We start from the raw sequence: 25,483 nt of genomic DNA, 5'->3' as shown, positions 1-25,483 counted from the left end.
AGTTAACTTTCATGATTCAGAAACCAAATCTCTTTTCTCGAATTGCTGGCATTTCTACGATCGTCCTTTGTGCAGCCGGCGGATTGTTGTACGTCAAAAAACCCGTACAATCTGTTCCCGCAAAACCAGCACCCGCAGAAATTGTACAAGCTGCGGAAGTGCGCGAGCTCCCCGGACAACTAGACAGCATCCCCCTCTTCAACAGCGACAGTCCCGAATGGGTCAAAAAAGAAGGTATTTTGCTCTCAACTTTTCCCCCAGACGGCAAAAAATTCCCCGCAGCTCACCTGAACTTTGCCTTTCAAGGACAATTCAACCTGTTTGCTCACCACTTTTCTCACACTCCGCTGAATTCGCGCACGTTGTATATAGGAGCTTTGTTGTACAACCCCAGTTCCGCGCCCGTGACGGTGGAAGTATTGCAGGCAGCCAGTTACCTGATGGAACCAGACGCACCGTTCAAACAGAAACCCGCACTAAGTGAGAATCCCGACGGCGAAGTATATTCCGGCCCTGGGATTAGGGCTGTCGATAGCGTTTTGCGGGGAATGCGGCAGCCGGATTTTCCGGCAAAACTGCTCGTTGCACCGGGAGAAACCGCATTGTTGATGAATCGCCCTATTCCCGTGCGGGGTCTGGAAAAGCCGATAAATGGTCGTTCTACCTTTATGCGGCTCAAAAGTAGCGGCAAGGTTTATGCCGCTACTTTGGCAATGTATGCACCTCAAAATGCTGATGGGGGCGATCCTCTTCGAGGGCTGCGCGAACGCGCGCCAACTCTGGAAGAATGGCAGCAATTGCTGAATAATGGCGGTTTGGCAGGCCCCCGCGACAAAACCCCGACTCCCCCCGACGCCACTTCCGGAAGCCTGATTTACGGCCGCGTGGCAGGGGTGCAGCAAGGTTCTGGATGGGAAGCGGAATTAGTCGATCGCGATGCTAAAAATCTGGCAATTCCCCAGACTGGAAAAGCGATATCCTATGCGATCTCTACCTTGCGCGGGGGCACTTTGGGAACCCAACAAGTGCAAGCCGGAAAAATGCTGGCGCGCTATCCCGACACCGCTTACGAAGCCCACGGCAATTACGGCGTACACTACAATCTGATTTTGCCGCTGCACAACACTGCCCAAAAACCGCAAACGGTAGCGGTGAGTTTGGAAACGCCTTTAAAAGAAGATCTACTCTCAAAAAATGGATTGCGGTTTCGTCAACCTCCCCTAGATTTTCCCTATTTTCGAGGTACTGTGAGGCTGCGCTACCAAGATGATGGAGGTTACGATGTAACTCGCTACTTGCATTTATGGCACCGTGTCGGTCAAGTTGTGGAACCGATGGTAAAGTTGAGGTTAGCTGCGACAGAAACGCGATCGGTAAAAGTTGATTTTATTTATCCTCCCGATTCCACGCCGCCGCAAGTATTAACAGTGAGAACTTTGGAATAGTTGATTTATTTATTTGAGTCACTACCAGACCCAAAAAATATGTGATTTAATTTCTACATTGGTATGTAGGTGACAATATGTCTTCTTCACAACCCCCGTCAGGGGAAAGAAATCCTCTAGGATTGGATGAATTGATTGCGATCTTGGTTGCCTTCGGCACGATGGGAGCAATTTTATTTTGGGTAACAGGTAAAAATCCCGAGCGATTGAATGCCAGAAATTGGCAATTTCCAGCCGTTTTCTCTCAACCTGCTGTGACGCCCGCGAGCCCGGGACTATTAACACCTGCGTCGCCCAATTCGGATTTGCGATCGCCCGCTACAACCCTGATTCCCTCAGAACGGGAAGTCGCACCTGTGACACCTTTAGGACCGATTTTACCGCAAAATCCTCCGGTGGGTGTAATCGTTGTTCCTCCCAACCAGCCAATTGCGCCATCGACTCCCGATCCAGCAATTACCAAACCGAAAACCGATAAACCCAAAGCCGATAAACCCAAAGTTGGGCCCGTTAGATTCTCAGATGTTCCAGACAAATATTGGGCGCGTCCGTTCATTGTCGCTTTAGTCGATCGGAAAATTTTTGCTGAGTCCACCGACAACAAATTTCGCCCCGACGAACCGATGACGCGAGCCGAACTAGCGCGCTTAATTCAACGAATGTCCGACGACAAAGAGCCGATCAGAAAACCAATTGATTTTAAAGACGTAAAAGACAAGAGTCCTGCCGCTCCTGCGATCGATCACACCGTCAAAACTGGATATCTTAAAGGATACCCAAACAATGAGTTCCGTCCCGACAAACAGATTCCGCGTGTCGAAGTCATCGCAGCTTTAGCGAGCGGTTTGAGCCTGAAACCATCAACAAAAGCAACCAAAACTTTACAAGTTTATACAGACAGGGCAAAAGTGCCGAAATGGGCAGTTAACAAAGTAGCATCAGCCACAGAAGCTGGCATTGTTGTTAACCACCCGAAGCGCACACTTTTGCAGCCTAATAGAACAGCAACTCGTGCTGAAGTAGCAGCCATGATTTACCAAGCTATGGCTAAAAAAGGCAAAGTCCCTGCTAAGTCTTCAGAGTATGTTGTGAAGCCTTTAAAGTTGCCCAAATAATATTTTAGGGGCGTTGCTCCGAGCAACGCCCCACAATAACATTTAATCGTTATTGTTTGTAGTCAGGACTCAAGCCTTCACTACAAAGCAGCTAAATTAATCTTGAAACACCATAATACTGCCCGAATAGCACGCTACCCAAACCTGATTAGTTTCCGGATCGTAAGTAATCCCGATCGGACTTGAATTAACCTTCACTGTTTGCAGCACTTTCATATCGCTCGTCCTAACTTTGCTAACAGTATTCGAGAAATAGTTAACCACATAAAGCAGTTTTCCCTGATTGGAAATTGTCATGCTGCGAGGTGCTTTTCCTGTCGAAACTTTATCAAGCACTTTACCAGTTTTTAGGTCAATTTTTGCCACATTTCCTTCACCATTTAAAGTGGCATACAAATAATTTCCATTGGGATCTATCGTCAAATGACGCGGCGCATTGCCAATATTCTTCAGCCATTCTACCGAAAAGTCGATGAGATTCACTTTCGCAATATCGGAAGAACCCATGATAGCAACATAGGCATTTTTTGAGTCGGGAGTAACAACAATTCCGCGAGGGTATGCACCCAGTTTCACTCGCTCGATTTCGAGATTTTTATTGATATCTACTACGCTCAAATCCCAACTGCACCAATTGCTAGATAGCGCGAAGCGATTGTCAGGCGAAACAGCATTGAATTTCGGAACAGCACCTACAGGAATTACCTTTTCTATTTTCAAAGTTTGGGTATTGATGCGGTACAGAAAACTTTGATCGTGTTTGGCCGCTGGAGAACACCTGTCGGTTCCCGGATTGCTAAACCCGGAACCGTACATTTTGTAGTTGGAGACGTAGGCATATTTGCCATCGGTTGAAAAAGCTGCTTCTACGGGAGAGCCTTTATAATTGCCTTTGAATTTAGAAAAGCCGAACTTCGACAAGTTTACTGTATCGGGAATAGTCTTGACTAATTTAAAGTTCCTGTCGTAAACTGTGATTGTGTGACGGTACATCATGTTTTGAGCAAAAAACAAACCCGCTCCCGAATAAACTATTGACTTTGGCGATATGTTACCGTAAATGGTTTTTTTCAACGTCATTTTTCCTTGAGTATTATCAGGAGGATTTACGAGATCTGTGGGTGGAAACTCACTTTCTTTATCCTCGGAATTTTCAGTTTTAAAGGGCGGCAAAGAGGGTTCTTGGGGCTGAGTTTGAGTTTTATCTTCGAGTTCGTTTGTATTATCTGTGGCGGTAGGAGATGGCGAAGATCGATCGACATTTGGCGCGATTTTTTCCGCAGCTTCAATACTCGCCTCTTCCGGCTTACCTTTGAGTGCTGACAAGGTTTTAGGGCCAACAATTCCGTCAACTTTCAGGTTGTTCTCTGCTTGAAACTTTTTCACAGCAGCCTGGGTGAGAGAACCGTAAAATCCTGTAGGCTTACCGCGAAAATAGCCTGCGTTTTGTAGAGTTTTCTGGAGTTCGGCTACTTCCGCGCCGGAATCACCTTTTTTGATGGCGAGTGCGGGATTGACTAAATTGAAAATTGTGAGAGCGATCGTAAAGAAAAGTAAAGGAGTATATGCTAAATTCCGGTGCATTTTTGAGTGGGTCGATCGAGTTTGACCCGCAGCCGTTTCCCAAGTTTCAGCTAAATGTAGGTAGGCTAGTCCGTCCATAGTTTTTACCGGGTATTTTTGGTGCTATGATACACCAGTTAACTTTGATGAAAGAGAGAATCTTATTATAATCAAACTTAGGGTAAAATCTCCAAGCAGTTTTTAATGGTGTAAGCAAGTAGGAGCGATCGACAATGTGGAGTGGGGAACAAACAACCGCAGAATCAACGACAAAAGAATCCCGCCAGACGTTGCTGTGGGACGATAACGGGGGACTTTGCCAGCGGGCTTGGGTAGAAATCGATTTAGCAGCTTTAACTCACAATGTAAAACAGCTTAAAAAGCTCTTATCTCCCCAGACAGAACTGATGGCAGTTGTGAAAGCGGATGCTTACGGTCACGGTGCTGTTGCAGTCAGTCAAACAGCATTGCAAGCAGGTGCTAGTTGGCTGGGAGTGGCGACAATTCCCGAAGGCATAGAATTGCGAGAAGCTGGGATAGAAGCGCCGATTTTGCTGTTGGGAGCAACCCATACAGCCCAACAGGTAAAGGCGATCGCCCATTGGCACTTGCAGCCCACTATTTGTACTGCCAAACAAGCCCTAATTTTTTCGGAAGTTCTCGCAGGCATTAACCAATCTTTGCCAGTTCACGCTAAGTTGGATACGGGAATGTCTCGCCTGGGTACGCCCTGGCAGGAAGCTACAGAATTTGTGCAATTAGTCAAGCGGTTGCCCAATTTAAAATTAGCGAGTATTTACTCTCACTTGGCAACAGCAGACAGTCCCGACCCCGCAGTTATGAGAGAGCAGCACCAGCGGTTTCAGCAGGCGATCGAGCAAATTAAAATAGCAGGAATTAACCCCCCTCGCCTCCACTTGGCCAACTCTGCTGCCGCCCTCGCTGACCCGGATTTGCACTACGATTTAGTGCGAGTCGGTTTAGCTACCTACGGTCTTTATCCAGCACCTCACTTGGAGTCGATAGCCAATTTGAAGCCCGCAATGCAGGTAAAAGCTAGGGTAACGCAGGTGAAAACAATTGAACCAGGAACCGGCGTCAGTTACGGCTATCAATTTATAGCTCAGCGGCAGACACAGATTGCCGTAATTGGTATCGGCTATGCAGATGGTATTCCGCGCAATCTTTCTAATAAAATGCAGGTTTTAGTCAGGGGTGAATTCGTGCGGCAAGTGGGAGCAGTGACGATGGATCAATTAATGCTGGATGTAACTGATATTCCCGATTTAGAAGTCGGCGAAGTGGTGACGCTGTTGGGCAAAGATGGGGAATATCAAATTACTGCTGACGATTGGGCCGCGACTTTAGGAACTATTTCTTGGGAAATTCTCTGCGGTTTTAAACACCGATTGCCCCGCGTAGCAGTAAACTATTAACAGTAGTCCGGCAGGGGTTTAAACTCCTGACTCATAGCTAAAGTCGGTTTAAACCGACTCAAGAGTTTGAAGGATAAAATTATCGATTTTAGTCCTCTTTTAGAGGACTTCCGCTATGAGACAGGGGTTGAAAACCCCTGTCGGACTCTCGCAATAAGCGATAAGACTGAGACTGCAATTCTCAATTTCTAATTCCCAATTCCCAATTAACATGACAGTTATTCAGACGTTTTTACCAATAGCCCAAACCTTCTATTCTCAGCTAAATGCAGAAAGAACACAAGCCTTGGAAGTAGCCCAAGAATTCTCAAAAAAATTCGTAGAATTGGGGTTTAAAATTGTACCTCAACTGCTGTGGGCGATCGGCATATTGTTAATTACGCGATTTGCGATCGGCTTTGCGGGCCGCGTGACTCGCCGAGCACTGAGTCGCACCGAAGCCACACTGCGGAAATTCTTAGTTCAAGCTGCTGAAATTACGATTTTGGTAGTGGGAGTAGTCGCCGCTTTGAGTCAGTTGGGCATTCAAACTACCAGCGTGGTTGCGGTGGTGGGTGCCGCGGGTTTGGCCATTGGTTTGGCGTGGCAAAATACTTTGTCGCACTTTGCTGCTGGGGTAATGTTGATTAGTTTGCGCCCCTTTGAAGTCGGAGATGGGATCGAAGCTGGGGATGTTAAGGGAGTGGTGGACAGCATCGGGATTTTTTCAACAACCGTGGTGACAGACGATCGGATAAAAATTATTGTCCCGAACAATCAGTTGTTTAACGGTACATTGAAAAATACAACGGCAATGGGAACGAGGCGAGTAGACTTGAAGATTGATATTGGCGATCGGCCAATTCGTCCAACTGTAGCTGAGTTATTAGAAATTGCCCACTCTCACCCGCTGGTGCTGGAGAATCCGCCCCCGACTTGTTTGGTGGCCGAGATTACTCCAGATACAACTATTTTATCTCTCCGACCTTGGTGCGCGTCGGTGGCTTACGAACAAGTGCGATCGCAAGTTCAACAATACGTCAAAGAGGCAATGGATGCCGACAACAATCAAGAACAATAGATATAAATCTAAAATCTAAAACCCAAAATTTATCGGAGGTATTTCCCATGAGCAAGTGGTATCCGCAGCAAATTTTGCAAGAACCCGGTGTCAGGATCACCGCCACCGAGAAAGAAACAATTCTCAGCAAATTTCCGCCTGCCGATGAAAACGGTCAAATCTATGCCGACGGAGTTTTTGAAGGCGGCGGCGTGCGGGGAGTTGCATTTTTAGGAGCACTCAGGTGCTGTAGCGATTTGGGCATCCGGTGGCGAAAATTGGCCGGCACTTCAGCAGGTGCAATTACTGCTGCTGTATTGGCAACCGACTTGTCAATTGATGATTTAGAGGAAATTTTAGGACAGCTCGATTACAGCATATTTTTAACTCAAAAAAACAGTCCTCTCATTTTAAACGGCGACCCCGCCGACGACTTGCAATCTCCTGCTTGGACGCTGCTTTTCCTAACAGTTAGCCGTCAGATGGGAGAATATTCGGCGCAGCCGTTCCGACAGTGGCTGGAAGCAATGCTCGGTCGAGGTAACTTGCACACTTTTGCCGATGTCAAACAAATCGTAAAAGACCGGGAATTAAAAGTAGTAATATCCAACCTCACTCGCGGTGAAATGTTGGTACTGCCCGATGATTTACACCGACGCGAATCGACCGATTCCGATACTTTGTATGAGCAGTTGCGACTCCAAAGCGCTGAACATTTTAGCGTTGCTGAAGCTGTTCGATTGTCGATGAGTATTCCCCTATTTTTTGAACCCGGAAAACTCGGCGATGACTTAATTGTAGATGGCGGAATTTTGAGCAATTTCCCCCTGTGGATTTATGACAAACAATCCGTCGGTTCGACTCCTGCACCGCCGCGCTGGTTTACCTTTGGGTTTCGATTAGTCGATACCGGAATTGAGACTAAAGCTAAGATTGATACTCCCCTGTCGATGCTGGCGGCGATGTTCAGAACGATGATGAAAGCAAGAGACCGCTATCACCAGCGAGAAATGGATAAGGGCAGGGTGATTAATATTGATGTGACTGAAGCTGGGGTGACGACGACGGACTTTAATCTCGATGCCGATCGCAAGGCTCACCTGTACCGCTTGGGATATTTGTATACTAAGAGGTTCTTTTTGAGTTCCAATTTTAGTTGGGAGAAGCACTTGAAGGCTAGGGGCTTTGGGGAAGAGGCTGAAGGTTGAGGCCGCGAAAAGTATACAGAGTAAGGGATTGAGGAATTTTTCAATAAGGGGTTGGCAAAAAGAAGATGTGTGTGCTATAGTTAGTTACTGTCATCTTGGAGAGGTGGCTGAGTGGTCGAAAGCGGCAGATTGCTAATCTGTTAAGGGTGTTAACATCCTTCGAGGGTTCAAATCCCTCCCTCTCCGTTTTAAAGCTTCTCGGAAAAAATTCCTTTTAATCAAATTTTTGGCCGCCGCTCAACGCCCATCCCACAAAATTTTGTGGGATGGGCTTTGAGCAGCGTCCAAATAAATTATTTTTGCAATTCAAGTCTAGTCTAGCCGCAATAATCAACTACTAAATCTAATTAAGCACTTTCATCGCTTCGACAAATTGCCGCGATATAAATGGCAAAATCTCTTCATTCTTGCTATTCTCTTTGCCCTCGGTAAATACAACCAACAAATACGGCCGCAAACCCGCTATTTCAATATAAGCAGCATCGTGACGAACTTGGCTTGTCAGTCCCGCTTTTGACCACAATTTTGCTGATTCTGGCAATCCCCCACCTAAAAAACCTGTAACTTGATTTTCGGGATCTGCCTCTAATTCTGCTGGATCTAAACTGCGTTTCATTAAACCCATCATTTCTTGCGATGCTTGGGCAGAAACAGCTACGCCGCCAATTATACTGTGCAGCAAACGCGCCGCTGCATTTGTGGTCAGCATATTTCTATTTTCCATTAATTCTCCCAGAACTGCTCGCTCGCGACCGTAGGGGCCGTCACACCAGGTTTTCTGATTGACGTTAATATTTTCTAATTCTGGCCAATCTAATGATTGAAAGTAACGGTTGACGATGTTTCGCTGCTGTTTCCAAGTTTCAAAGGGGGCGGGTGATAATTCTGGGCCGCTGGTGGTGCCGGTGAGGGCGTCTACTACTAAACTGGTGGCGTCGTTGCTGGAATCAACTATCATATCTCGGACGGCGCGTTCTAATTCTGGGGATGTTTGAATCATGCCTTTTTGCGCCCATTCCCAGATGGCAACGAGGTAGAATAATTTGACGATGCTGGCGGGATAAATTCGTTCGGAAGCTCTAGCGCTAAAACCTCGCGGTTGATATTTCCAAAATTCTTCTGGACTCAGGGCGCCGCCTGTATTGACTCGCACCGGCGGATCGTAGACTACCCAGGTAATGGCTGTACGATCGCCACTTAATCCTGTAAATTTTGACAATGCGGAGTCTATAATGCTACTGCCGAGGGTTTCTAATTGTTCGTCTTTGTGAAAAAATGTCATGGTTAATGGCTGACGCTTAACGGTTAACGGCTAGCAGCTAATGGCAATCTCTCGTTAAATGCGAACAATAAATGCGAACAATTAACAGCAAACAATGAGCAATTAGCAATGGCCAATTATCAATTATCAGATGTTGTGGAGTACCGAGCCCGATCGCACATAAATATTTACGATTCCCCAAAGTGCGATCGATTGGCAACTCAAGCAGCGCTGGGGCGACATTTGCGAGTAGTTGACCCCCCCCAGGTTAGGTCGGGGGAGAGAAATGGCATAGACTCGTTTGTTGAGGGGGATACAACGGCTGTGATGGTGCGGCTGTGCGAAGATGATTATCCGGGATGGCTGGATATTCGAGATGTTGAGTTGCTCGATGTGGCCGAAACAGTGTATCATCCTCTGGTGATTTCTGAGGCAGAAGTTAGGGAAAATTTGCCAATTGCAATTAGTTTTGCTTGTGAGGCTATGAACCAATCCAATTATTATCTTTGGGGCGGTACAGTCGGGCCAAATTATGATTGTTCGGGATTGATGCAAGCTGCTTTTGTGGCTGCGGGCATCTGGTTACCTAGGGATGCTTATCAGCAGGAAGCTTTTACTAAACCTATTAGTATTAGCGCTTTAGAACCGGGTGATTTAGTATTTTTTGGTACGCCGGAAAAAGCAACTCATGTAGGATTGTATCTCGGAGATAATCGCTACATTCACAGTTCGGGACAAGCACAAGGTCGCAACGGTATCGGTATCGATGTTTTGTCGGAGGGTGGGGATCTAGTCAGTCAAGCTTATTACCAGCAATTGCGGGGATATGGTAAAGTTGTGGCAAGTTATCAACCTAGTTAGTTGTTGACGGTTGACTGTTGACGGTTGACTGTTGATATTATCGAATAAAAAAATGGACGCTGCATTATTTTTGGAAAAATTGGCTGCACAGCAAGCTGAGGCTGAGGTTGTTCTTGATGTTTCGGTGGTGGTGCCGGTCTATAATGAGGTGGAAAGTTTGCCTCATTTGATTGAGGCGATCGCCTCTTCTATCCAACCATCGGGACTCAGCTATCAAATTATTTGTGTAGATGACGGTTCTAAGGACGGTTCTGCTGAACTTCTGCAGCAGTTAGCCAGCACTCGCGATGACCTTTGTGCTGTAATTTTGCGCCGCAATTACGGGCAAACTGCTGCCATGTCGGCAGGTTTCGATCGCGCTCGCGGCCGTGCTATTGTTACCCTTGACGGCGATTTGCAAAATGACCCGGCTGATATTCCGCTGTTGTTGGCAAAGTTAAATGAAGGCTACGATTTAGTTAGCGGCTGGCGCAAAAATAGGCAGGACAATACTATCAGCCGCCTGATTCCTTCTAAAATTGCGAACTGGTTAATTGGTCGCGTTACAGGCGTAACTCTGCACGACTACGGCTGTTCTTTGAAAGCTTATAAATCCGAGTTGGTAGCAGACTTGAATCTGTACGGGGAATTACACCGCTTTTTGCCGGCATTGGCGTTTATTGAAGGGGCGAGAATTGCAGAACTGCCTGTGCGACACCACGCCCGCCGTTTCGGTCAAAGTAAGTACGGAATTTGGCGGACTTTTCGGGTGTTGATGGATTTGTTAACTATTTCTTTTATGAAAAAGTTCCTGACTCGACCGATGCACGTTTTTGGACTTTTGGGACTGAGTTCTATGACGTTGGGAACGGTTTTAGGAATTTATTTAACAGTCTTAAAATTGGGTTTTGGTCAAATTATTGGAAATCGTCCTTTGCTGATTTTGGCTGTAGTTTTGCTGTTGACTGGCGTGCAGTTATTTTGTTTTGGTTTGCTGGCGGAAGTGATGATGCGGACTTATCACGAGTCGCAGGGAAAACCGATTTATCGGGTGCGCGAGGTGTTTGGTTCTAAGTAAGGGGTCGATACCAATTATACTCCGCCATAAAAAGAGGGAAAGTTTTGAGTTGTAAGTTAAATAATTTAAAACTCAAAACTCAAAACTACTTCCTAATCTTCAATTCTCTCATCTAAAATCTCAAATTTCAAATCTAAAATTGATTGACTTTTTGAGCTTGTCGGAGAGATGTAATAGTTGCGATCGCGTGTTCGGCGACTGCATCTATTTCGGCTTCAGTATTGAAGCGGCCAATACCAAACCGAATTGAAGCATAAGCTAATTTGTCCGATCGCCCGATCGCTGCTAAAACATGAGATGGAGATATTTTCGCCGAAGTGCAAGCAGATCCCGAAGAAACTGCCGCCGCCGGTTGCAAACCCAACATCAACGCTTGACCGTCAACCCCGGCTACACTAATATTGAGATTCCCCGGCAATCTCTTCGTAGCGTGACCGTTGAGAAAAACATCGCCTAATTCACTCAATTTTTCCCACAAACGCTGCCGCAAATTAACCACTCGTTCGGTTTCCGACTCCATTTCTGCAATTGCCAATTCTACTGCTTTGGCAAATCCAACTATTTGCGGCGGGTAGAGAGTTCCCGATCGCATTCCCCGTTCGTGGCCTCCTCCGTGCATTTGCGGCGCTAGTTGCACTCTCGGTTTGTTGCGGCGCACGTACAGAGCACCGATCCCTTTTGGCCCGTAGATTTTGTGGGCTGTCAAGGACATTAGATCGATATTCATCTCCTCTACGTCGAGGGGAATTTTGCCGATCGCCTGTGCCGCATCTGTGTGAAAAATAATGTCATTTCCGCGACAAATTGCAGCAATTTCTGCGATCGGCTGGATGACGCCAATTTCGTTGTTAGCCGTCATCACGGAAACTAAAATTGTCTCTGCGCGAATCGCTTTAATCAAATCGCCTATATCAATCAGCCCGTCGCTTTTCACTGGTAAAACAGTAATATCAAACCCCAATTTTTGCAAATAGGTACAGGGGTCAAGAATTGCATTGTGTTCGGTTTTTACAGTGATAATGTGCTTTCCTTTACTGAAATAAGCTTCAGCAATGCCTTTAATCGCTAAGTTATTTGCTTCGCTTGCGCCGCTGGTAAAAACAATTTCTTCTGGGGAGGCATTGATCGCTTCTGCTATGATTTGTCGTGACTGTTTTACCGCTGCTTCTGCTTCCCAGCCGTAGACGTGGTTGATACTGGCTGCGTTGCCGAATTGTTCGGTGAAATACGGCAGCATTGCCTCAAGTACCCGTGGATCTACCTGGGTTGTGGCGTGGTTGTCGAGGTATATAGGACGTGCGGACATAGTGCAGTTTTTGCTGAAAAAAGTGTTAGGTTTATTGTAGACGACCCCCTTCTCGTACTACAAAACTTTATAATTAACATATATTTGTGAAGATTTATGCGAGCTGACATTCAGGGATTAGAAATTACTCTCGGTGAGCTCAAGCACCTCACCGGCGCGGGGCCCCATCGCGTATACCGGCCCCCGACAGCGACTAAGTTTGCCCGCGAAGCTTTGAAAACAGTCGGTTTAATTGTTTTGGTTCTCATCAGTTGTTGGCTGCTAGTTGCGATATTTCCTAGAGCTTATTTGTTGTGGTTCGCCCTTCACTTCGCTGCCATAGTTGGTTTAATCTTTGAGGATGCCTGGAAAATTCGGTGCAGCCGGCAAAACCAACATTTAATCCATCTTTTTGATGATGTCGATCGCTATAATGGTATAATCAAAGCGATTGAAATTAATGACAAGATAGAAGATGCTGGCAATGCGGAAGTCAAAATCGGCGATCGCGCAAAAGTTATTCAAGCTTTGCAACTAATCAGAGACGATTTAGTTCGAGCTTTGAAAACAGAAAGAATTCTTAGGGAAAACAAAAAATTTGTCGCTACTAACTCCGAATTGTTTGCCAATAACTTAAAAAATTTGAATGCCCTGCAAATTAGCGATCGAGCCAGCCAACAAGGACGATTGCTCAACGAAGCTTTGCAGGTAGCCGTGGGAGTTCAAGCAGAAATGAAAAAGTTGCAAGATCGAAACGCTGCTAATTTTAAAAATGGCAAAACTTAGTAGCGAACACGGCTGCGTGCGCCTCTTACCCCGTAGCAATATGCAGGTTACTGAACGGATATAACTCAAACATATTCTCCAAATTATAAGTTATGAGAAAATTATAATTTATGAGAATTGTGAAAAAAATATCATAACTATTGTAAATTTTTACCTGTTACGTAACAGGTAAGGATATCTTGGAAATGTGACGTTAACAACCAGGTCAGTATGTCTTCTGTTAAACCCAAGATTATAGTTCTCGACGACGATCCGACTGGTTCTCAAACCGTGCACAGTTGCTTGCTGCTGACACGTTGGGACGAAGACACCCTGCGTTTGGGGCTGCGGGACAAGTGCCCGATTTTCTTCATACTGACAAATACTCGATCGCTAACTCCCGAAAAAGCAGCCTCCGTCACCCGCGAAGTGTGCCAAAATCTAAAAAGGGCGATCGCCAGCGAAGAAATCGAAGACTTCCTAATAGTTAGCCGTTCCGATTCTACCCTGCGCGGCCACTATCCCATCGAAACCGACGCGATCGCCGAAGAACTCGGCCCCTTCGACGCTCATTTTCTGATTCCCGCCTTTTTTGAAGGAGGCCGAATTACCCGCCACAGCGTGCATTACCTAATAGTTAACAGCGTCCCGACACCAGTACACGAAACCGAATTTGCCAAAGATTCAGTCTTCGGATACAGTCACAGTTACCTGCCAGACTATGTAGAAGAAAAAACCAAAGGTCGTATCCCCGCTGATGCAGTCGATCGCATTTTACTGGCAGACATTCGCTACGGAAGTTTAGATCGACTGATGGACATGACAGACAACCAATGTGCGGTTGTTGACGGCCAAAGCCAAGGCGATTTAGACACATTTGCCAAACACATTCTCAATGCAGTCAGTCAAGGCAAAAAGTTTTTATTTCGCAGCGCAGCTAGTATTTTAACATCCTTAGCTGACCTCGGCCCGCAGCCAGTAGCAGCCGACGAAATGGCAAAATATGTGAGGGATGGCAAACCTGGTGCAGTAATAGTTGGTTCCCACGTTAAGAAAACTACGGAACAATTGGAGCGCTTGTTAAAAGAACCCAATATAGTTAGCATTGAAATAGATGTATCTCACTTGGTAGAAGATTCACTAGAGTCTCGCGCTCAAATGCTGGATGAAATTCTCGAAAAAGTCCGCACTGCTCATGCCGATGGCAAAACGCCTGTAATTTATACCAGCCGTAAGGAACTCGAATTTGACAATGCAGAAACCAGGTTAAAATTTGGAGAGGCGGTTTCTGCTTTGTTGATGGATATCGTGCGGGGACTGCCCGCAGATATCGGGTTTTTGATTAGCAAGGGTGGCATTACTTCTAATGATGTTTTGAGTACAGGTTTGTCGCTCAAAAGTGTCAGGCAAATCGGTCAAATTATCGCAGGTTGTTCGGTGGTGAAAACCGAGGCTAATCATCCTCTGTTTCCCAATTTGCCAGTTGTTTTGTTTCCGGGAAATGTGGGGGATAGCCATGCTTTGGCTACGGTTTACAAGCGGCTGAGCAAGTAGTATAGCTCGACCAATCGCAGATTAACCCAGATGAATTTAGCTTCGAGTCAGGGAGGAGAATGTTCATCTGCGGTTGGTCGATGGGTTTCAATGCTCGATCGAACTTTATGGCAATTGCCACTGCGCGACCACTGCAAAAAAAATTTCTAGCCTACTTCTTTCTTGCCAAATCTATCCAAATATGATACAATAGAGGGTCTGTCTGTAAGCCAAACCGATCGCCAAAGTTGAAAATCGCCTCATCGTTAGGCACTATCAAAAAAATTAGATTTCTCAAAAATACTTACCTCAGAACTCTACATATAGGGCAAACAGCACTAGAGCTACTGCTATCAGTAGCGTTTCCAGCTTGTATCAGCGTAAATTTTAAAATTAAGTAGAAATTTCCACATAGTAATTTTTAGCTGAAAGGATTAGCATATAAGGGTGACAGAACATTATCATCCCCTAAACTCATTAAAAAATGGCCATTGGTTCAAGCTGATCTGTGGGGCGAGCTTTCAACACCTGCCTGCTGTACGGAATCTCACCTTGGCTTACACCTTAGCAGGCGCTGACTGTATCGATGTCGCGGCAGATCCCGCCGCCGTCGCCGCAGCGAAAGAAGCCCTACAAGTGGCCAGCGAATTACAGGCAAGAACTCAAAACCGCAGGTTTGGCGGCAAAGGGTTGCCGTTGCTGATGGTGAGTTTAAACGATGGGGAAGACCCGCATTTTCGCAAAGCCGAATTCAACCCAGCCGATTGTCCGGCGGACTGCTGGCGGCCGTGCGAAAAAATATGTCCAGCCGAAGCAATAGTTTTTCAGAGTGCTGGCAGTGGTTTTTCCGGGGTGATAGACCAGCAATGCTATGGCTGCGGTCGCTGTCTGCCGATTTGTCCGAGCCAACTAATTTATACTCGTTCTTACGTGTCTGCTCCAGCCGCGATCGCACCTTTAATCTTGCAATCCGGTGCGGACGCCCTAGAAATCCACACGCAAGTAGGCAGAGAGGCAGATTTTGCGCGACTTTGGTCGAGTATAGCTCCCTGGGTCGCTCAACTCAAGGTAATAGCAATTAGTTGCCCCGATGGAGACGGTTTGATTGATTATTTGCGGACACTGTATCAAATAATTTCCCCCCTTCCTTGTCCCCTAATTTGGCAAACTGACGGTAGGCCAATGAGCGGAGATATCGGAACAGGAACTACTAGAGCCGCGGTCAAACTCGGTCAAAAAGTTTTGGCTGCCCAGTTGCCGGGATACGTGCAACTTGCAGGCGGCACTAATGCTCACACTGTCAGCAAGCTGAGAGCCGAGGGACTGATGAAGGATGGCGGGAAAAATTTGTCAGTTCCCCCTGTCCCATACATTGCAGGTGTAGCTTACGGCAGCTATGCCAGGGTTTTGCTATCGCCAATTTTAGAACAATTAGAAACAATGCAGATCGATCGAGCCTATGCCGTTCCGGTGGCAGTGGCGCGGCCAGCAGCCGAAGTTCAAACATCTCGGCTACCTCAGCTCGAAGCCGTCCCAGAACTTCTCTCGGAGGCCGTGAGTTTAGCTTGTTCTCTAGTTTCCCAGCTCAAAGAATTTTAGTCAGAAGTCATTAGTTATTAGTTATTAGTCAGAAGTCATTAGTTACAAGTAAAAAACAACTGGCAACTGGCAATTGATAACTGTTAACTGACAACTGAGTAAAAAGTTGAAAACGTCACCGAACACATCGAGGCGAATGCAGATTACAGACGACCTCAACAGATTATTAGACATCGTGCCAGATGAGATCCGGCAGCCCTTAGAGCAGCACCCGCAGCGCAACAATCTCATTGAGATTGTCATGGATTTGGGCCGCCGACCTGAAGCTCGTTTTCCATCCTTGGCCGAACCTCTTTCCCAAACGCCAGTTTCCAAGGCAGACCTCAACTATTGCATAGAGCGAGTCGGCCACTTCGGCGGCGACAATCGAGCCGGTATCGAGCAAACCCTGCACCGAATTAGCGCCATACGCAACCGCAGCGGCGAGATTATCGGCTTGACTTTGAGGGTGGGCCGCGCTGTGTTCGGGACGATCGGTATTATCCGCGATTTGGTGGAAACCGGTCAGTCAATTTTGATGCTCGGCCGCCCCGGAGTCGGCAAAACCACGGCCCTGCGAGAAATTGCCCGCGTGCTCGCCGATGACTTGGAAAAACGGGTGGTAATCATCGACACCTCCAACGAAATTGCCGGAGATGGAGATATTCCCCACCCAGCGATCGGCAGAGCTCGCAGAATGCAAGTTTCCCGTCCCGAACTCCAGCACCAAGTCATGATCGAAGCAGTGGAAAACCATATGCCGCAAGTGATCGTGATTGACGAAATCGGCACGGAACTCGAAGCTTTGGCGGCTCGGACGATCGCCGAAAGGGGCGTGCAGTTGGTCGGTACCGCCCACGGGAACCGGATCGAAAACTTGATGAAAAACCCGACTCTGGCAGATTTAATTGGGGGCATCCAAGCGGTGACGCTGGGAGATGACGAAGCAAGACGGCGCGGTTCTCAAAAGACGGTTTTGGAGCGCAAAGCACCGCCAACTTTTGAAATTGCCATCGAAATGCTGGAACGCCAGCGCTGGGTAATACACGAGCGAGTTGCAGATTCGATCGACACTCTGCTGCGGGGACGCGAACCGAGCCAGCAAATCAGAAGCGTCAGCGAGACTGGAGAAGTAATTATCGAGCAGGAGTCGGCCACTCCCCCCGCCCGGTTTCCGGGGATGGCAGCTTCCAGCGGCCCGGCTGCGGTATCGGCAATCCGACCCGTCACACCGCTCTCTGGGTGGCGGAGTGCTGGCAAAATGGTGCCGATGCCCGCTCCCAGCGAGAACTTCGCTGCTAAAAGCGCGCCGGTTGCTGAGACTCGGTATTTCGAGCAACTGCTCGAAGAATCCCTGTCCGTCGAGCCGGTACCTAAGCCCGGACGTTTTTCCCAGAATGTCGGCCCTAACGGCGAAGATTTGCCCCTCCACGTTTATCCTTACGGCATAGCTCGCCACCAGCTCGAACAGGTGATTTCGACGCTGAACCTGCCGGTACTGCTGACGAAGGATATTGAGAGCGCTGACGTGGTTTTGGCTTTGCGATCGAACGTTCGGAACCAGTCGAAATTGAGGCACTTGGCCAAAACTCGTCAAGTTCCCCTGCACACAATTAAAGCCGGCACTATTCCCCACGTAGCGAGAGCTTTGCGGCGCCTGTTGGACATGGATGACCCCGGCACCCCGGAAGTTGCAGACCTCGCCTTATTCGCCCGCAGCGGTTCTTCTGACGAGCTCGAAGCTCTCGAAGAAACCCGCTTGGCAGTCGAGCAAATTGTCATTCCCAAGGGACAGCCGGTGGAACTCCTGCCCCGTTCTCCCAACGTCCGCAAAATGCAGCACGAACTTGTGGAACACTATCACCTGAAATCCCACAGTTTTGGGGAAGAACCCAATCGCCGCTTGCGGATATATCCAGCTTAAAGTTGGAGAGTAGTGCCTTTGAAAGCAGAAGGTAGAAGGCAGAAGGGATAATTTTTTCCTGGCTTCTGTCTTTTACCTGTTGCCTTTTTCCTTTAAGTAGCTGGCCACTTTCTGATATGATGTTCTGTGACACTGTTATTGTTAATGCGATCGGCTAAATTTCTAATTTCCAATTCTCCAATTTCCAATTACCAATACTTCGACTACACGCTCTTACAAGTTCCCCAATTCTCAATAGTTCAGCTACGCACTTCCCTTCAGCTCCCTTCGGCTTTGCGAACGGATGAGCCGCAGGCTAGCAGCTATGATCAGCACAAACTCAGCACCAGCTCAGTAAAATTTGCACTTCCCAAATTATTAAATTAATCTCCCTAAGTTGACATGAATGATTCCATAGTTCAGCTATTTATCAACTTAATTACTACTGAGATTGGTGTGCGAATTAGGTCCCAAGATCGAGCTGGTCTGTCTCATAAAATTATGACTCGAATGAGAGCCAAAAAAATCGCCGAACCCGAAAAATATTATAAGCTTTTAACTGCCAAAAATTGGGAAAGTAAAAATGAATGGTCAGAATTAGTATTGCTATTAACAACAATTGAAAGTTATTTCATGCGAGATAAAGGACAGTTTTCTCTGTTAAAAAAACTAATTTTCCCTGAATTGATAGAGCAGAAAAGAAACTTGCACAAGACATTGGGAATGCAGCCGACACTGCGAATCTGGAGTGCGGGCTGCTCTACCGGTGAAGAACCTTATTCTTTAGCTATTGTTTTAAAAGAATTGATTCCAGATTGGGAACAATGGAAAATATTAATTTTAGGTACAGATATCAATGAAAAAGTAATCAAAAAAGCGCCCCAGGGAGTTTACAGTCATTGGTCATTTCGCTTGGTTGAACCGCAGATACAAAAGCAGTATTTTCATCAGAGGCAAAATGATTGGCAAATCAATCAAGAATTGCGCGAAAGTGTAACCTTTAGCTGTGTAAATTTAATCACAGATGAGTTTCCTAATATTTACCAAAATCTTTATAACATAGACTTAATTTTGTGTAGAAACGTTTTTGTTTATTTTGAACATAAGTATATTTCACTGGTACTGAAAAAATTTGCCAATACCCTGAGACCTGGAGGATATTTAATGACCGGTCATGCTGAAGTTTACGGTCAAATTATGAACGAGTTTGAACCCAAGATTTTCCCGGAGTCGGTGGTTTATCAGCGTCGGGATGCAGTAATGGAGGAAGGCTCTCAAATAGAGTCTAGGGTTGCGACGGTAGGGGAAGCCAACTCGGCATTTCGGGAATTGCCGAAAGCAGATACTATGGGCGATGATAGTGGTGAGTTGCTAACAGGGGAAACTATGCCACCTCGTTTTACTACTAACAGCAATTTTCCCGAGATAGAGATGCCGCCCGTATTAAAAATAAGTAATCCGCTGGGGAAGATGCTGTCCTCTCCCTATCTGGAGCAAGGTTTGCCGAACACTGCCGTGTCAGTTACAGAAAAAATAATAGCAGAAAATACTCAAACTAAAACGCCTCAAATGCTAATTTTAGAGGCCAAAAAATCCTTTAAAAATAAAAATTATGCTGAGGCAATTAACAAGGCACAAGAGGCAATAGACTTGCAAGGGCATAATTTTGATGCTTATTTTTTAATCGCTCAAGTGCAGGCAAATGCAGGCAATTATTCTCAGGCAATAGAATACTGTAATCGAGCTAGAAAAGTAGAGCCTGGATCAGTATATACTGATTATTTACAAGCTCAAATAGCTGAAGAACAGGGGCAATTGGAAATAGCAAAAAAACTATTAAAGAGGACTATTTATATGTGCCCATCTTTTGTTTCAGCTTATATAGAACTAGGGAATATATACAATAAAGAAGGTCAAGTAAAAAGAGCTCTGAAAATGTACAATTCATCTTGTGAAATCCTGAAAGCACTACCGCCAAACACTCCCATAGATTCACAGGGTAAAATGACAGCTAGTCAAGTGCTGATGAATGTTAAAAAAAAATTGTTACAATTATACAGTAAAGAAGCTGTACACTAAAATATGGAAACTAAACCGTATCTTATCTTTGAACAGAACGGTTTTCTCTGCGGTATAGAAGCTTGCTACGTTCGGGAAATTTTCTTTCTGCCGGAGTTGACAGCAATTGCAGAAGCACCTCAAGATATTGTTGGGGCGATCGACCTTCGGGGCGAAATTCTCCCCGTGATGGATCTGAATCTCCGTTTTGGATACGCTTGGCAGGATTATGCTGTGACAGATAGTACGATCGTCATCGAGTGGCAAGAATCCAAAGTCGGTATAATTGTCAATCAAGTTCGCGAAGTTAAGGAACTCTCAGAAGATGCCATCACTCCGCAGCTATCTTACGGGCGAGACAATTCAGAAGCTACTCATCATTTTGTATCTGGATTTGCCCGCTGGGAAGCCGATATTATCATGCTGCTGAATCTCGATCGCTTAATTCGATATTCTCCCAAAAATTCCCAGGAGATCTGGCCTGTTTTTCCAAGCAATGCAGGTAGTGAGTCAGCAGCAGGTGAGGCAAAGACGGAAAATTCACACTGGCAAATAAATGCAAAATTGTTAGGCAAAAATCCTAAAAGTTTGAGCACTCGTGACGTTTTTTGCCCGCAGGCTACCCCGGAAGAAAAAGCAATTTTTCAATCGCGCGCTAATCATTTGAGACGGCGAGGCGGGGGGGAAAATGATGCTGCCATTAATATGTCCCTGGCGGTGTTTGTTTTGAAGAGCGAATACTTTGGTATTCCTTTGGAGCTAGTGCGCGAATTTACGGATATTAGCCAAGTAACTCCGGTTCCTTGCACTCCCGACCGCATAGTGGGGAATATAAATTTACGGGGAGAAATTGTGACGCTAATTGATATTCGCAGTGTTTTAAATATGTCTTTAAATATGTTGGATACTGCAAATTATCTCTCTAAGGCGATCATTGTTGAAGTGGCGGATTTAGTCGCTGGTATAGTTGTTGAAGAAATATTAGATATTATATACTTAAATGTGTCGGAAATTGCGGCTGTTCCGGCAGCACTGCATTCTGCTAACCGCGAATATCTACGGGGGACAGCTATTTATGGGGAAAAAATGATGGCTATTCTAAATTTGCAAAAACTGCTGACAAAAGGAGGAGTAGTTGTTGATGAAGAGGTTTGAATCAAGAACAGGGCTTACGCAAAGCATATATCTTATGAGTCAACTGAAGCATCTGGCTTGATAGTTCATTTTCTTCGCAATCCAGATTCAACGCAGAGATCGAGGCTGGTAACCAGCAGGACTTAGCATGAGAGAATTATGTTGAAATGCGTCCAGGACTAAAGAAGTTAGTTATACCACAATACGGTTGAGTTAAGCTCGATCCCCCCTTGAGAAAGCAGGGCGGTTTCATTCGACCTACGGGCACACCCCCGTGGTTGCCCCGATATTTGAAACACCGATTCCCTGGTCCGTGGAGGAGGTAGGCACGGGGGCGCTACCCCTACAAAACGATGATTTCCTTGAGAATGAAACAGCCCTGTCTTCTCAAGGGAGGGACAAGAACTTACTCAACGTCCTCGCAACGATGGGTGGTATGCGAGGGGGGTCTCTGAGGAAGAAATAGTTTTAACCCAAGCGTATTAAGTTATACCAAATCCGCTTTTAAAGCGAGATTTGACTAAGCAATCTAATTGGTGTATTCACGTACTTAAATTAAGGAGAAAAATATGTTTTCTAAGTTAATAAAATTAAATATTAAAAATAGAATGCTGCTCGCCTATGTAGCACCAGCAACTATATACTTGGGTTTTCCTCTGCTAGTTTATACAACTACTAATCAGGTATTGAATAATTTTAAAGAAGTGGAAAGGATAGAAAATGTGATCAGATACACAAATGATATGTCCGCAGGTGCTGAACAAATGGTACGGGGGATGCGTGGGTATTTAATTAATAAAAATCCGCAGTTTTTAAGTGATTTTAAAACAGGTGCAGAATTAGCCCGCCAGTCGGGCAAGAGTGCGGAGTTGAGGATCGAAAATCCTGAGCAGAGAGTTCGTTTAGAGAATATGCTACAACTTTGCAACGAATATTATAATGGTTCCAACCAAATAGTTGTTTTATTACAACAAAATAAGAAAGCCGAAGCATTGGCTATATTTAATACAGGAGAACAGACAAAATTTGTGGAGGAATTTGTGGCTATAAATAAGCAATTTCGCGAAATAGAAGTAAATGCGATTAAGCAAGCTACAGAAAAAACGAAGCAATCTTTAGTTTTCTTGATCTCGGCATTGGTATTTGGTTCTGTATTTTTATTGGTGTTAGGTGCGGTTATAGCTTGGCTGATTTCGTCAGGAATTGCCCAAACTATCGATCGGGCAATTAGCTCGATCGCCTCTTCTTCCACTGAAATTGCAGCCACCGTAGAAGAACAAGAACGCATGGCAAGTCAGCAAGCAGCTTCCGTAAATCAAACTACTACTACAATGGACGAATTGGGAGCATCTTCCAGGGCGACATCACAGCAGATAGAAACAGCCGTGGTTCAAGCAATGCAAGCTTTGAATTTAGCTGGAGGTGGCACAAAAGCTGTAGAACAAACTTTAGAAGCAATGGCAACTCTGAAAACTAAAGTTCAGGATATCCAAGGACAAATTATAGAGTTGAGCGAACAAACAGATCACATTGGTAATATCTCAACTGTAGTTAGCGATTTGGCCAATCAAACTAATATGTTAGCCCTCAATGCTGCTGTTGAAGCGGTGCGGGCGGGAGAAAACGGCAAGGGTTTTGGCGTGGTGGCGTCAGAAATTCGCAAACTTGCCGATCGCAGTAAAAAGTCAGGAGCTCAAATTAATCTATTAGTTGCTGATATTCAAAAGGCGATCAACTCAACGGTAATGGTGACAGACGAAGGAACTAAAACAGTGGAATCTGGCGTGAACATTGCCTCAGAAACCGCAGCGGCATTTGCAGGAGTTGCCAATGCCATTAACAATGTGGTTTTGAGCTCTCAGCAAATTTCGCTGAATGCCAAACAGCAATCGATCGCGATCGAACAGGTAGTGCAAGCTATGAACTCTCTCAATCAAGCCGCAGCCCAAACCGCTTGCGGTATCAGTCAAACTAAAGTCGGAACTCAAAAATTGAATGAAGCAGCCTTAGATTTGAAGGCAGTTTTGTAGGAGATCGATGAAGTATGAGTAGTTCCCAAAAAGTGCCAAATATATCCTTAAGAATTAAACCAATCGCTTTGGCGATCGACCTCGCTACAATTCCAGCGACATTAACGGAGTAATAATTTGTTCCTGGTCAAATAAAAATTTGATCTTAAATCAGCATTGTAGTTAGTTGTGAGTTGTGAGTTATTATTAGGGAGTTGTTATTTTTTCTTTACTACCCATTCCCAATTCCCAATACTTCGGCTACGCGATCGTACAAATTTCCAATTTCCTATACTTAGACTATGCGAGCGTACAAATTACCAGTAACCAATTTATAGTAACCAATGATTAACAAATTTTTCCAAAAAATGCAGCACCGACTGTTGCTACTCCTAATTTTAAGTACCTTAATTCCAGTATCTATTGTTGGTTGGTATGGAATTTATTCTTCAACAGAAGCACTGCAAAATTTAGCATTAATAACCCTTAGTGACAGTGTTAATTCTACCGCAAATCAAATGATTAACAAATTTGAGAATATGAGAGCAGATATTTTGTTTCTCCCCAAAACTCCCCCTGTTCAGGGAATGATTAGATCTAAAGAAGGAAATGGAGTAGACAAACAAACTAATTCAACTTATAAAGATTGGCTTTATCGAATGCAACTCACCTTTTTAGCTATGATGGAAGCCAAGCCATATTATATGCAATTGCGTTACATAGATAACAGTGGCAACGAGATCGTGCGCGTAGATTCTGACGGCACAAATATCCAAGTTATTCCAGAGTCTCAACTACAAAATAAAGCAGACAGAGATTACTTTATGGCAACTATGAAGCTAAAATTAGGAGAAGTCTATGTGTCTTCTTTAGAGCTGAATCAGGAAAGGGGGAAAATAGAAATTCCTTACAAGCCAACAATTCGCTACGCAACTCCAATTTTTAATCCCAAAGGAGAAAGACAAGGTGTTTTGATTAGCAATGCTCTGGGTAGCACTCTGATCGATAGGGTTAAAAATTTTAATCATGAATTCTCAGATCAATCTTTTATCTTAAATCAAGATGGATATTATCTGGCTCATCCCAATCCTAAAAAAGCATGGGGATTAGAACTTAAAACCAAGGAAAATGTTAAAAACGATTATTCAGCAGGCATTGTTGCTAAAATACTCTCAGGTGGTGAGGGAAATATTGATAATAGGGATCTAGTGATTAGTTATAATACAGTTTTTCCCAGCAAACAATATAAAAATAAATTTTTAGTAATTGTGGATAGTTCACCCAAAAAAATTCTATTTTCTTCTATTGATTCTCTTCAAAAAATCGCAGCTATTATTGCTATTATTTCTCTGGCTATGGTGCTGGGCTTTGGATGGTTTTTTTTGCAAAAAATAGTTGCTCTAATTCGGGATCTGATTTACGAAATATCGTCATTTTCAATGCAAATAGAATCTAATATGAACGGGCAAGAGCAAATAGCAAATAGACAATTTTTCTCGGTTAATCAAACAACTATAACTTTAGAAAATTTGGGCAGATATTCTCAGGAAACAGCCGAGCAAGCTGAGTCTGTTGCCGTTGCCGCTCGCCAAGCTTTAAATCTAGCAGAAGAAGGTACTAAAAAGGTAGATCAAACTCTCAATCAAATGCTGAATCTTAGAGAAGCTGTGGTGGCAATTTCTAAGCAAAATCATCGACTCGACGACAGCACGAGTCAGATTGGCAATATATCGACTCTCGCAAGTTTGGTTAGCGATTTAGCCAGCCAAACTAATATGCTGGCTCTCAACGCCGCTGTTGAAGCAGTCAGAGCCGGCGAGTACGGTAAAGGTTTTGGGGTGGTAGCAAGCGAAATTCGTAAGTTAGCAGATGAAAGTCAAGAAGCAGCACAAAAGATTAATGGTATTATTCCAGAAATTAAGGGTGCGATCGACTCAACGGTAAAAGCAACTGAAGATAGTCGCAAAACGGTTGCAGAAGGGGTGAAAACAGCACAAGATACGGCAGAAGCTTTTACGGGTGTGAGGGAAGCTTGCAATATGGTGTTTGCTAGCAACCAGCAAATTTCCTTTAACGTTAAACAGCAGGCGATCGCGATTCAGCAAGTAGGTGAGGCTATGAGTTCTATGAAGGAAGCCGCGTCTCAAACAGTCAGCGGTATTACTCAAGTTAAAATCGGTACTCAACAACTCACAGAAGCTGCATTTAATCTTAAAGAAGTAGTGTAGTAATT

18 protein-coding genes and 1 tRNA gene are annotated in these 25,483 nt (G+C 45.1%); 16 read left to right on the top strand and 3 right to left on the bottom strand.

All coding sequences use genetic code 11. From position 1 onward, the window contains the following. Nucleotides 1-11: 11 nt before the first annotated feature. Nucleotides 12-1,445 carry a DUF3370 domain-containing protein gene (locus tag QUA53_RS01005; RefSeq protein WP_333094401.1) on the top strand — a complete coding sequence of 478 codons (1,434 nt, stop codon included), beginning with the start codon at nt 12-14 and terminating at the stop codon, nt 1,443-1,445. 77 nt (nt 1,446-1,522) lie between these two features. After that, nucleotides 1,523-2,560, top strand: a complete 1,038-nt coding sequence (locus QUA53_RS01000; RefSeq protein WP_333094400.1) for an S-layer homology domain-containing protein — start codon at nt 1,523-1,525, stop codon at nt 2,558-2,560. Between the two features lie 96 nt (nt 2,561-2,656). Here QUA53_RS01000 and QUA53_RS00995 read toward each other — a convergent pair whose 3' ends face one another. Further along, nucleotides 2,657-4,222 (bottom strand): peptidoglycan-binding protein, encoded by a 1,566-nt coding sequence (locus tag QUA53_RS00995; protein WP_333094399.1) that lies wholly within the window; start codon nt 4,220-4,222, stop codon nt 2,657-2,659. Nucleotides 4,223-4,356: 134 nt separating this feature from the next. Here QUA53_RS00995 and alr point away from each other — a divergent pair, with 134 nt between their 5' ends. The 4 genes from alr to QUA53_RS00975 all read left to right on the top strand — a co-directional run bounded on the left by alr (nt 4,357) and on the right by QUA53_RS00975 (nt 7,992). Then, entirely contained in the window at nt 4,357-5,559 is a 1,203-nt protein-coding gene (gene alr, locus QUA53_RS00990; RefSeq protein ID WP_333094398.1) for an alanine racemase, read from the top strand. 211 nt (nt 5,560-5,770) lie between these two features. Continuing rightward, nucleotides 5,771-6,619, top strand: coding sequence for a mechanosensitive ion channel family protein (locus QUA53_RS00985; RefSeq protein WP_333037311.1), 849 nt, complete (start codon nt 5,771-5,773; stop codon nt 6,617-6,619). Nucleotides 6,620-6,666: 47 nt separating this feature from the next. Continuing rightward, nucleotides 6,667-7,806, top strand: a complete 1,140-nt coding sequence (locus QUA53_RS00980) for a patatin-like phospholipase family protein (RefSeq protein ID WP_333094397.1) — start codon at nt 6,667-6,669, stop codon at nt 7,804-7,806. A gap of 97 nt (nt 7,807-7,903) precedes the next feature. Continuing rightward, a tRNA-Ser gene (locus QUA53_RS00975) sits at nt 7,904-7,992 on the top strand. Between the two features lie 157 nt (nt 7,993-8,149). Here the strand turns inward: QUA53_RS00975 and QUA53_RS00970 are convergent. After that, on the bottom strand, nt 8,150-9,088 hold the full coding sequence (locus QUA53_RS00970) for a serine hydrolase (RefSeq protein ID WP_333094396.1): 939 nt from the start codon (nt 9,086-9,088) through the stop codon (nt 8,150-8,152). Between the two features lie 108 nt (nt 9,089-9,196). Between QUA53_RS00970 and QUA53_RS00965 the strand changes: the two genes are divergently transcribed. Together QUA53_RS00965 and QUA53_RS00960 are read left to right on the top strand one after the other, a co-directional pair. Continuing rightward, complete coding sequence (locus QUA53_RS00965; protein WP_333094395.1) at nt 9,197-9,928, top strand: C40 family peptidase; 732 nt, start codon at nt 9,197-9,199, stop codon at nt 9,926-9,928. A gap of 52 nt (nt 9,929-9,980) precedes the next feature. Beyond that, nucleotides 9,981-10,985 (top strand): glycosyltransferase family 2 protein, encoded by a 1,005-nt coding sequence (locus tag QUA53_RS00960; RefSeq protein WP_333094393.1) that lies wholly within the window; start codon nt 9,981-9,983, stop codon nt 10,983-10,985. Between the two features lie 133 nt (nt 10,986-11,118). On the opposite strand, the gene QUA53_RS00955 is transcribed toward QUA53_RS00960, so the two are convergent. After that, nucleotides 11,119-12,291, bottom strand: coding sequence for an IscS subfamily cysteine desulfurase (locus tag QUA53_RS00955; protein WP_333094392.1), 1,173 nt, complete (start codon nt 12,289-12,291; stop codon nt 11,119-11,121). 96 nt (nt 12,292-12,387) lie between these two features. Here QUA53_RS00955 and QUA53_RS00950 point away from each other — a divergent pair, with 96 nt between their 5' ends. From QUA53_RS00950 to QUA53_RS00915, 8 genes are all read left to right on the top strand, one after another. Continuing rightward, nucleotides 12,388-13,056: a hypothetical protein gene (locus tag QUA53_RS00950; RefSeq protein WP_333094391.1), complete on the top strand. Its 669-nt coding sequence runs from the start codon at nt 12,388-12,390 to the stop codon at nt 13,054-13,056. A gap of 210 nt (nt 13,057-13,266) precedes the next feature. After that, nucleotides 13,267-14,589 (top strand): four-carbon acid sugar kinase family protein, encoded by a 1,323-nt coding sequence (locus QUA53_RS00945; protein ID WP_333094390.1) that lies wholly within the window; start codon nt 13,267-13,269, stop codon nt 14,587-14,589. A 426-nt stretch (nt 14,590-15,015) separates the two neighbouring features. Further along, entirely contained in the window at nt 15,016-16,167 is a 1,152-nt protein-coding gene (ldpA, locus tag QUA53_RS00940; RefSeq protein ID WP_333094389.1) for a circadian clock protein LdpA, read from the top strand. Nucleotides 16,168-16,303: 136 nt separating this feature from the next. Beyond that, nucleotides 16,304-18,070: a R3H domain-containing nucleic acid-binding protein gene (locus QUA53_RS00935; protein WP_333094387.1), complete on the top strand. Its 1,767-nt coding sequence runs from the start codon at nt 16,304-16,306 to the stop codon at nt 18,068-18,070. Nucleotides 18,071-18,451: 381 nt separating this feature from the next. Then, on the top strand, nt 18,452-20,128 hold the full coding sequence (locus QUA53_RS00930) for a CheR family methyltransferase (RefSeq protein ID WP_333094386.1): 1,677 nt from the start codon (nt 18,452-18,454) through the stop codon (nt 20,126-20,128). Between the two features lie 3 nt (nt 20,129-20,131). Further along, nucleotides 20,132-21,262, top strand: coding sequence for a chemotaxis protein CheW (locus tag QUA53_RS00925; protein WP_333094385.1), 1,131 nt, complete (start codon nt 20,132-20,134; stop codon nt 21,260-21,262). A 548-nt stretch (nt 21,263-21,810) separates the two neighbouring features. After that, on the top strand, nt 21,811-23,271 hold the full coding sequence (locus QUA53_RS00920; RefSeq protein WP_333094384.1) for a methyl-accepting chemotaxis protein: 1,461 nt from the start codon (nt 21,811-21,813) through the stop codon (nt 23,269-23,271). A gap of 497 nt (nt 23,272-23,768) precedes the next feature. After that, nucleotides 23,769-25,478: a methyl-accepting chemotaxis protein gene (locus QUA53_RS00915; RefSeq protein ID WP_445305226.1), complete on the top strand. Its 1,710-nt coding sequence runs from the start codon at nt 23,769-23,771 to the stop codon at nt 25,476-25,478. Nucleotides 25,479-25,483 lie beyond the last annotated feature (5 nt).

The sequence above is a fragment of the Microcoleus sp. Pol12B3 genome (assembly GCF_036701355.1).
Classification (GTDB): domain Bacteria; phylum Cyanobacteriota; class Cyanobacteriia; order Cyanobacteriales; family Microcoleaceae; genus Microcoleus.
Note: the sequence above shows the minus strand (reverse complement) of the source record. Positions and strands in the feature narration are given on the sequence as shown.

Coding starts and splice junctions, on each gene's coding strand:
- QUA53_RS00950 (WP_333094391.1), top strand. CDS start 12,388: ATGCGAGCTGACATTCAGGGATTAGAAATTACTCTCGGTGAGCTCAAG.
- QUA53_RS00985 (WP_333037311.1), top strand. CDS start 5,771: ATGACAGTTATTCAGACGTTTTTACCAATAGCCCAAACCTTCTATTCT.
- QUA53_RS00980 (WP_333094397.1), top strand. CDS start 6,667: ATGAGCAAGTGGTATCCGCAGCAAATTTTGCAAGAACCCGGTGTCAGG.
- QUA53_RS00955 (WP_333094392.1), bottom strand. CDS start 12,291: ATGTCCGCACGTCCTATATACCTCGACAACCACGCCACAACCCAGGTA.
- QUA53_RS00970 (WP_333094396.1), bottom strand. CDS start 9,088: ATGACATTTTTTCACAAAGACGAACAATTAGAAACCCTCGGCAGTAGC.
- QUA53_RS01005 (WP_333094401.1), top strand. CDS start 12: ATGATTCAGAAACCAAATCTCTTTTCTCGAATTGCTGGCATTTCTACG.
- alr (WP_333094398.1), top strand. CDS start 4,357: ATGTGGAGTGGGGAACAAACAACCGCAGAATCAACGACAAAAGAATCC.
- QUA53_RS00925 (WP_333094385.1), top strand. CDS start 20,132: ATGGAAACTAAACCGTATCTTATCTTTGAACAGAACGGTTTTCTCTGC.
- QUA53_RS00915 (WP_445305226.1), top strand. CDS start 23,769: ATGATTAACAAATTTGAGAATATGAGAGCAGATATTTTGTTTCTCCCC.
- QUA53_RS00965 (WP_333094395.1), top strand. CDS start 9,197: ATGGCCAATTATCAATTATCAGATGTTGTGGAGTACCGAGCCCGATCG.
- QUA53_RS00920 (WP_333094384.1), top strand. CDS start 21,811: ATGTTTTCTAAGTTAATAAAATTAAATATTAAAAATAGAATGCTGCTC.
- QUA53_RS01000 (WP_333094400.1), top strand. CDS start 1,523: ATGTCTTCTTCACAACCCCCGTCAGGGGAAAGAAATCCTCTAGGATTG.
- QUA53_RS00960 (WP_333094393.1), top strand. CDS start 9,981: ATGGACGCTGCATTATTTTTGGAAAAATTGGCTGCACAGCAAGCTGAG.
- QUA53_RS00935 (WP_333094387.1), top strand. CDS start 16,304: ATGCAGATTACAGACGACCTCAACAGATTATTAGACATCGTGCCAGAT.
- QUA53_RS00945 (WP_333094390.1), top strand. CDS start 13,267: ATGTCTTCTGTTAAACCCAAGATTATAGTTCTCGACGACGATCCGACT.
- QUA53_RS00930 (WP_333094386.1), top strand. CDS start 18,452: ATGAATGATTCCATAGTTCAGCTATTTATCAACTTAATTACTACTGAG.
- QUA53_RS00995 (WP_333094399.1), bottom strand. CDS start 4,222: ATGGACGGACTAGCCTACCTACATTTAGCTGAAACTTGGGAAACGGCT.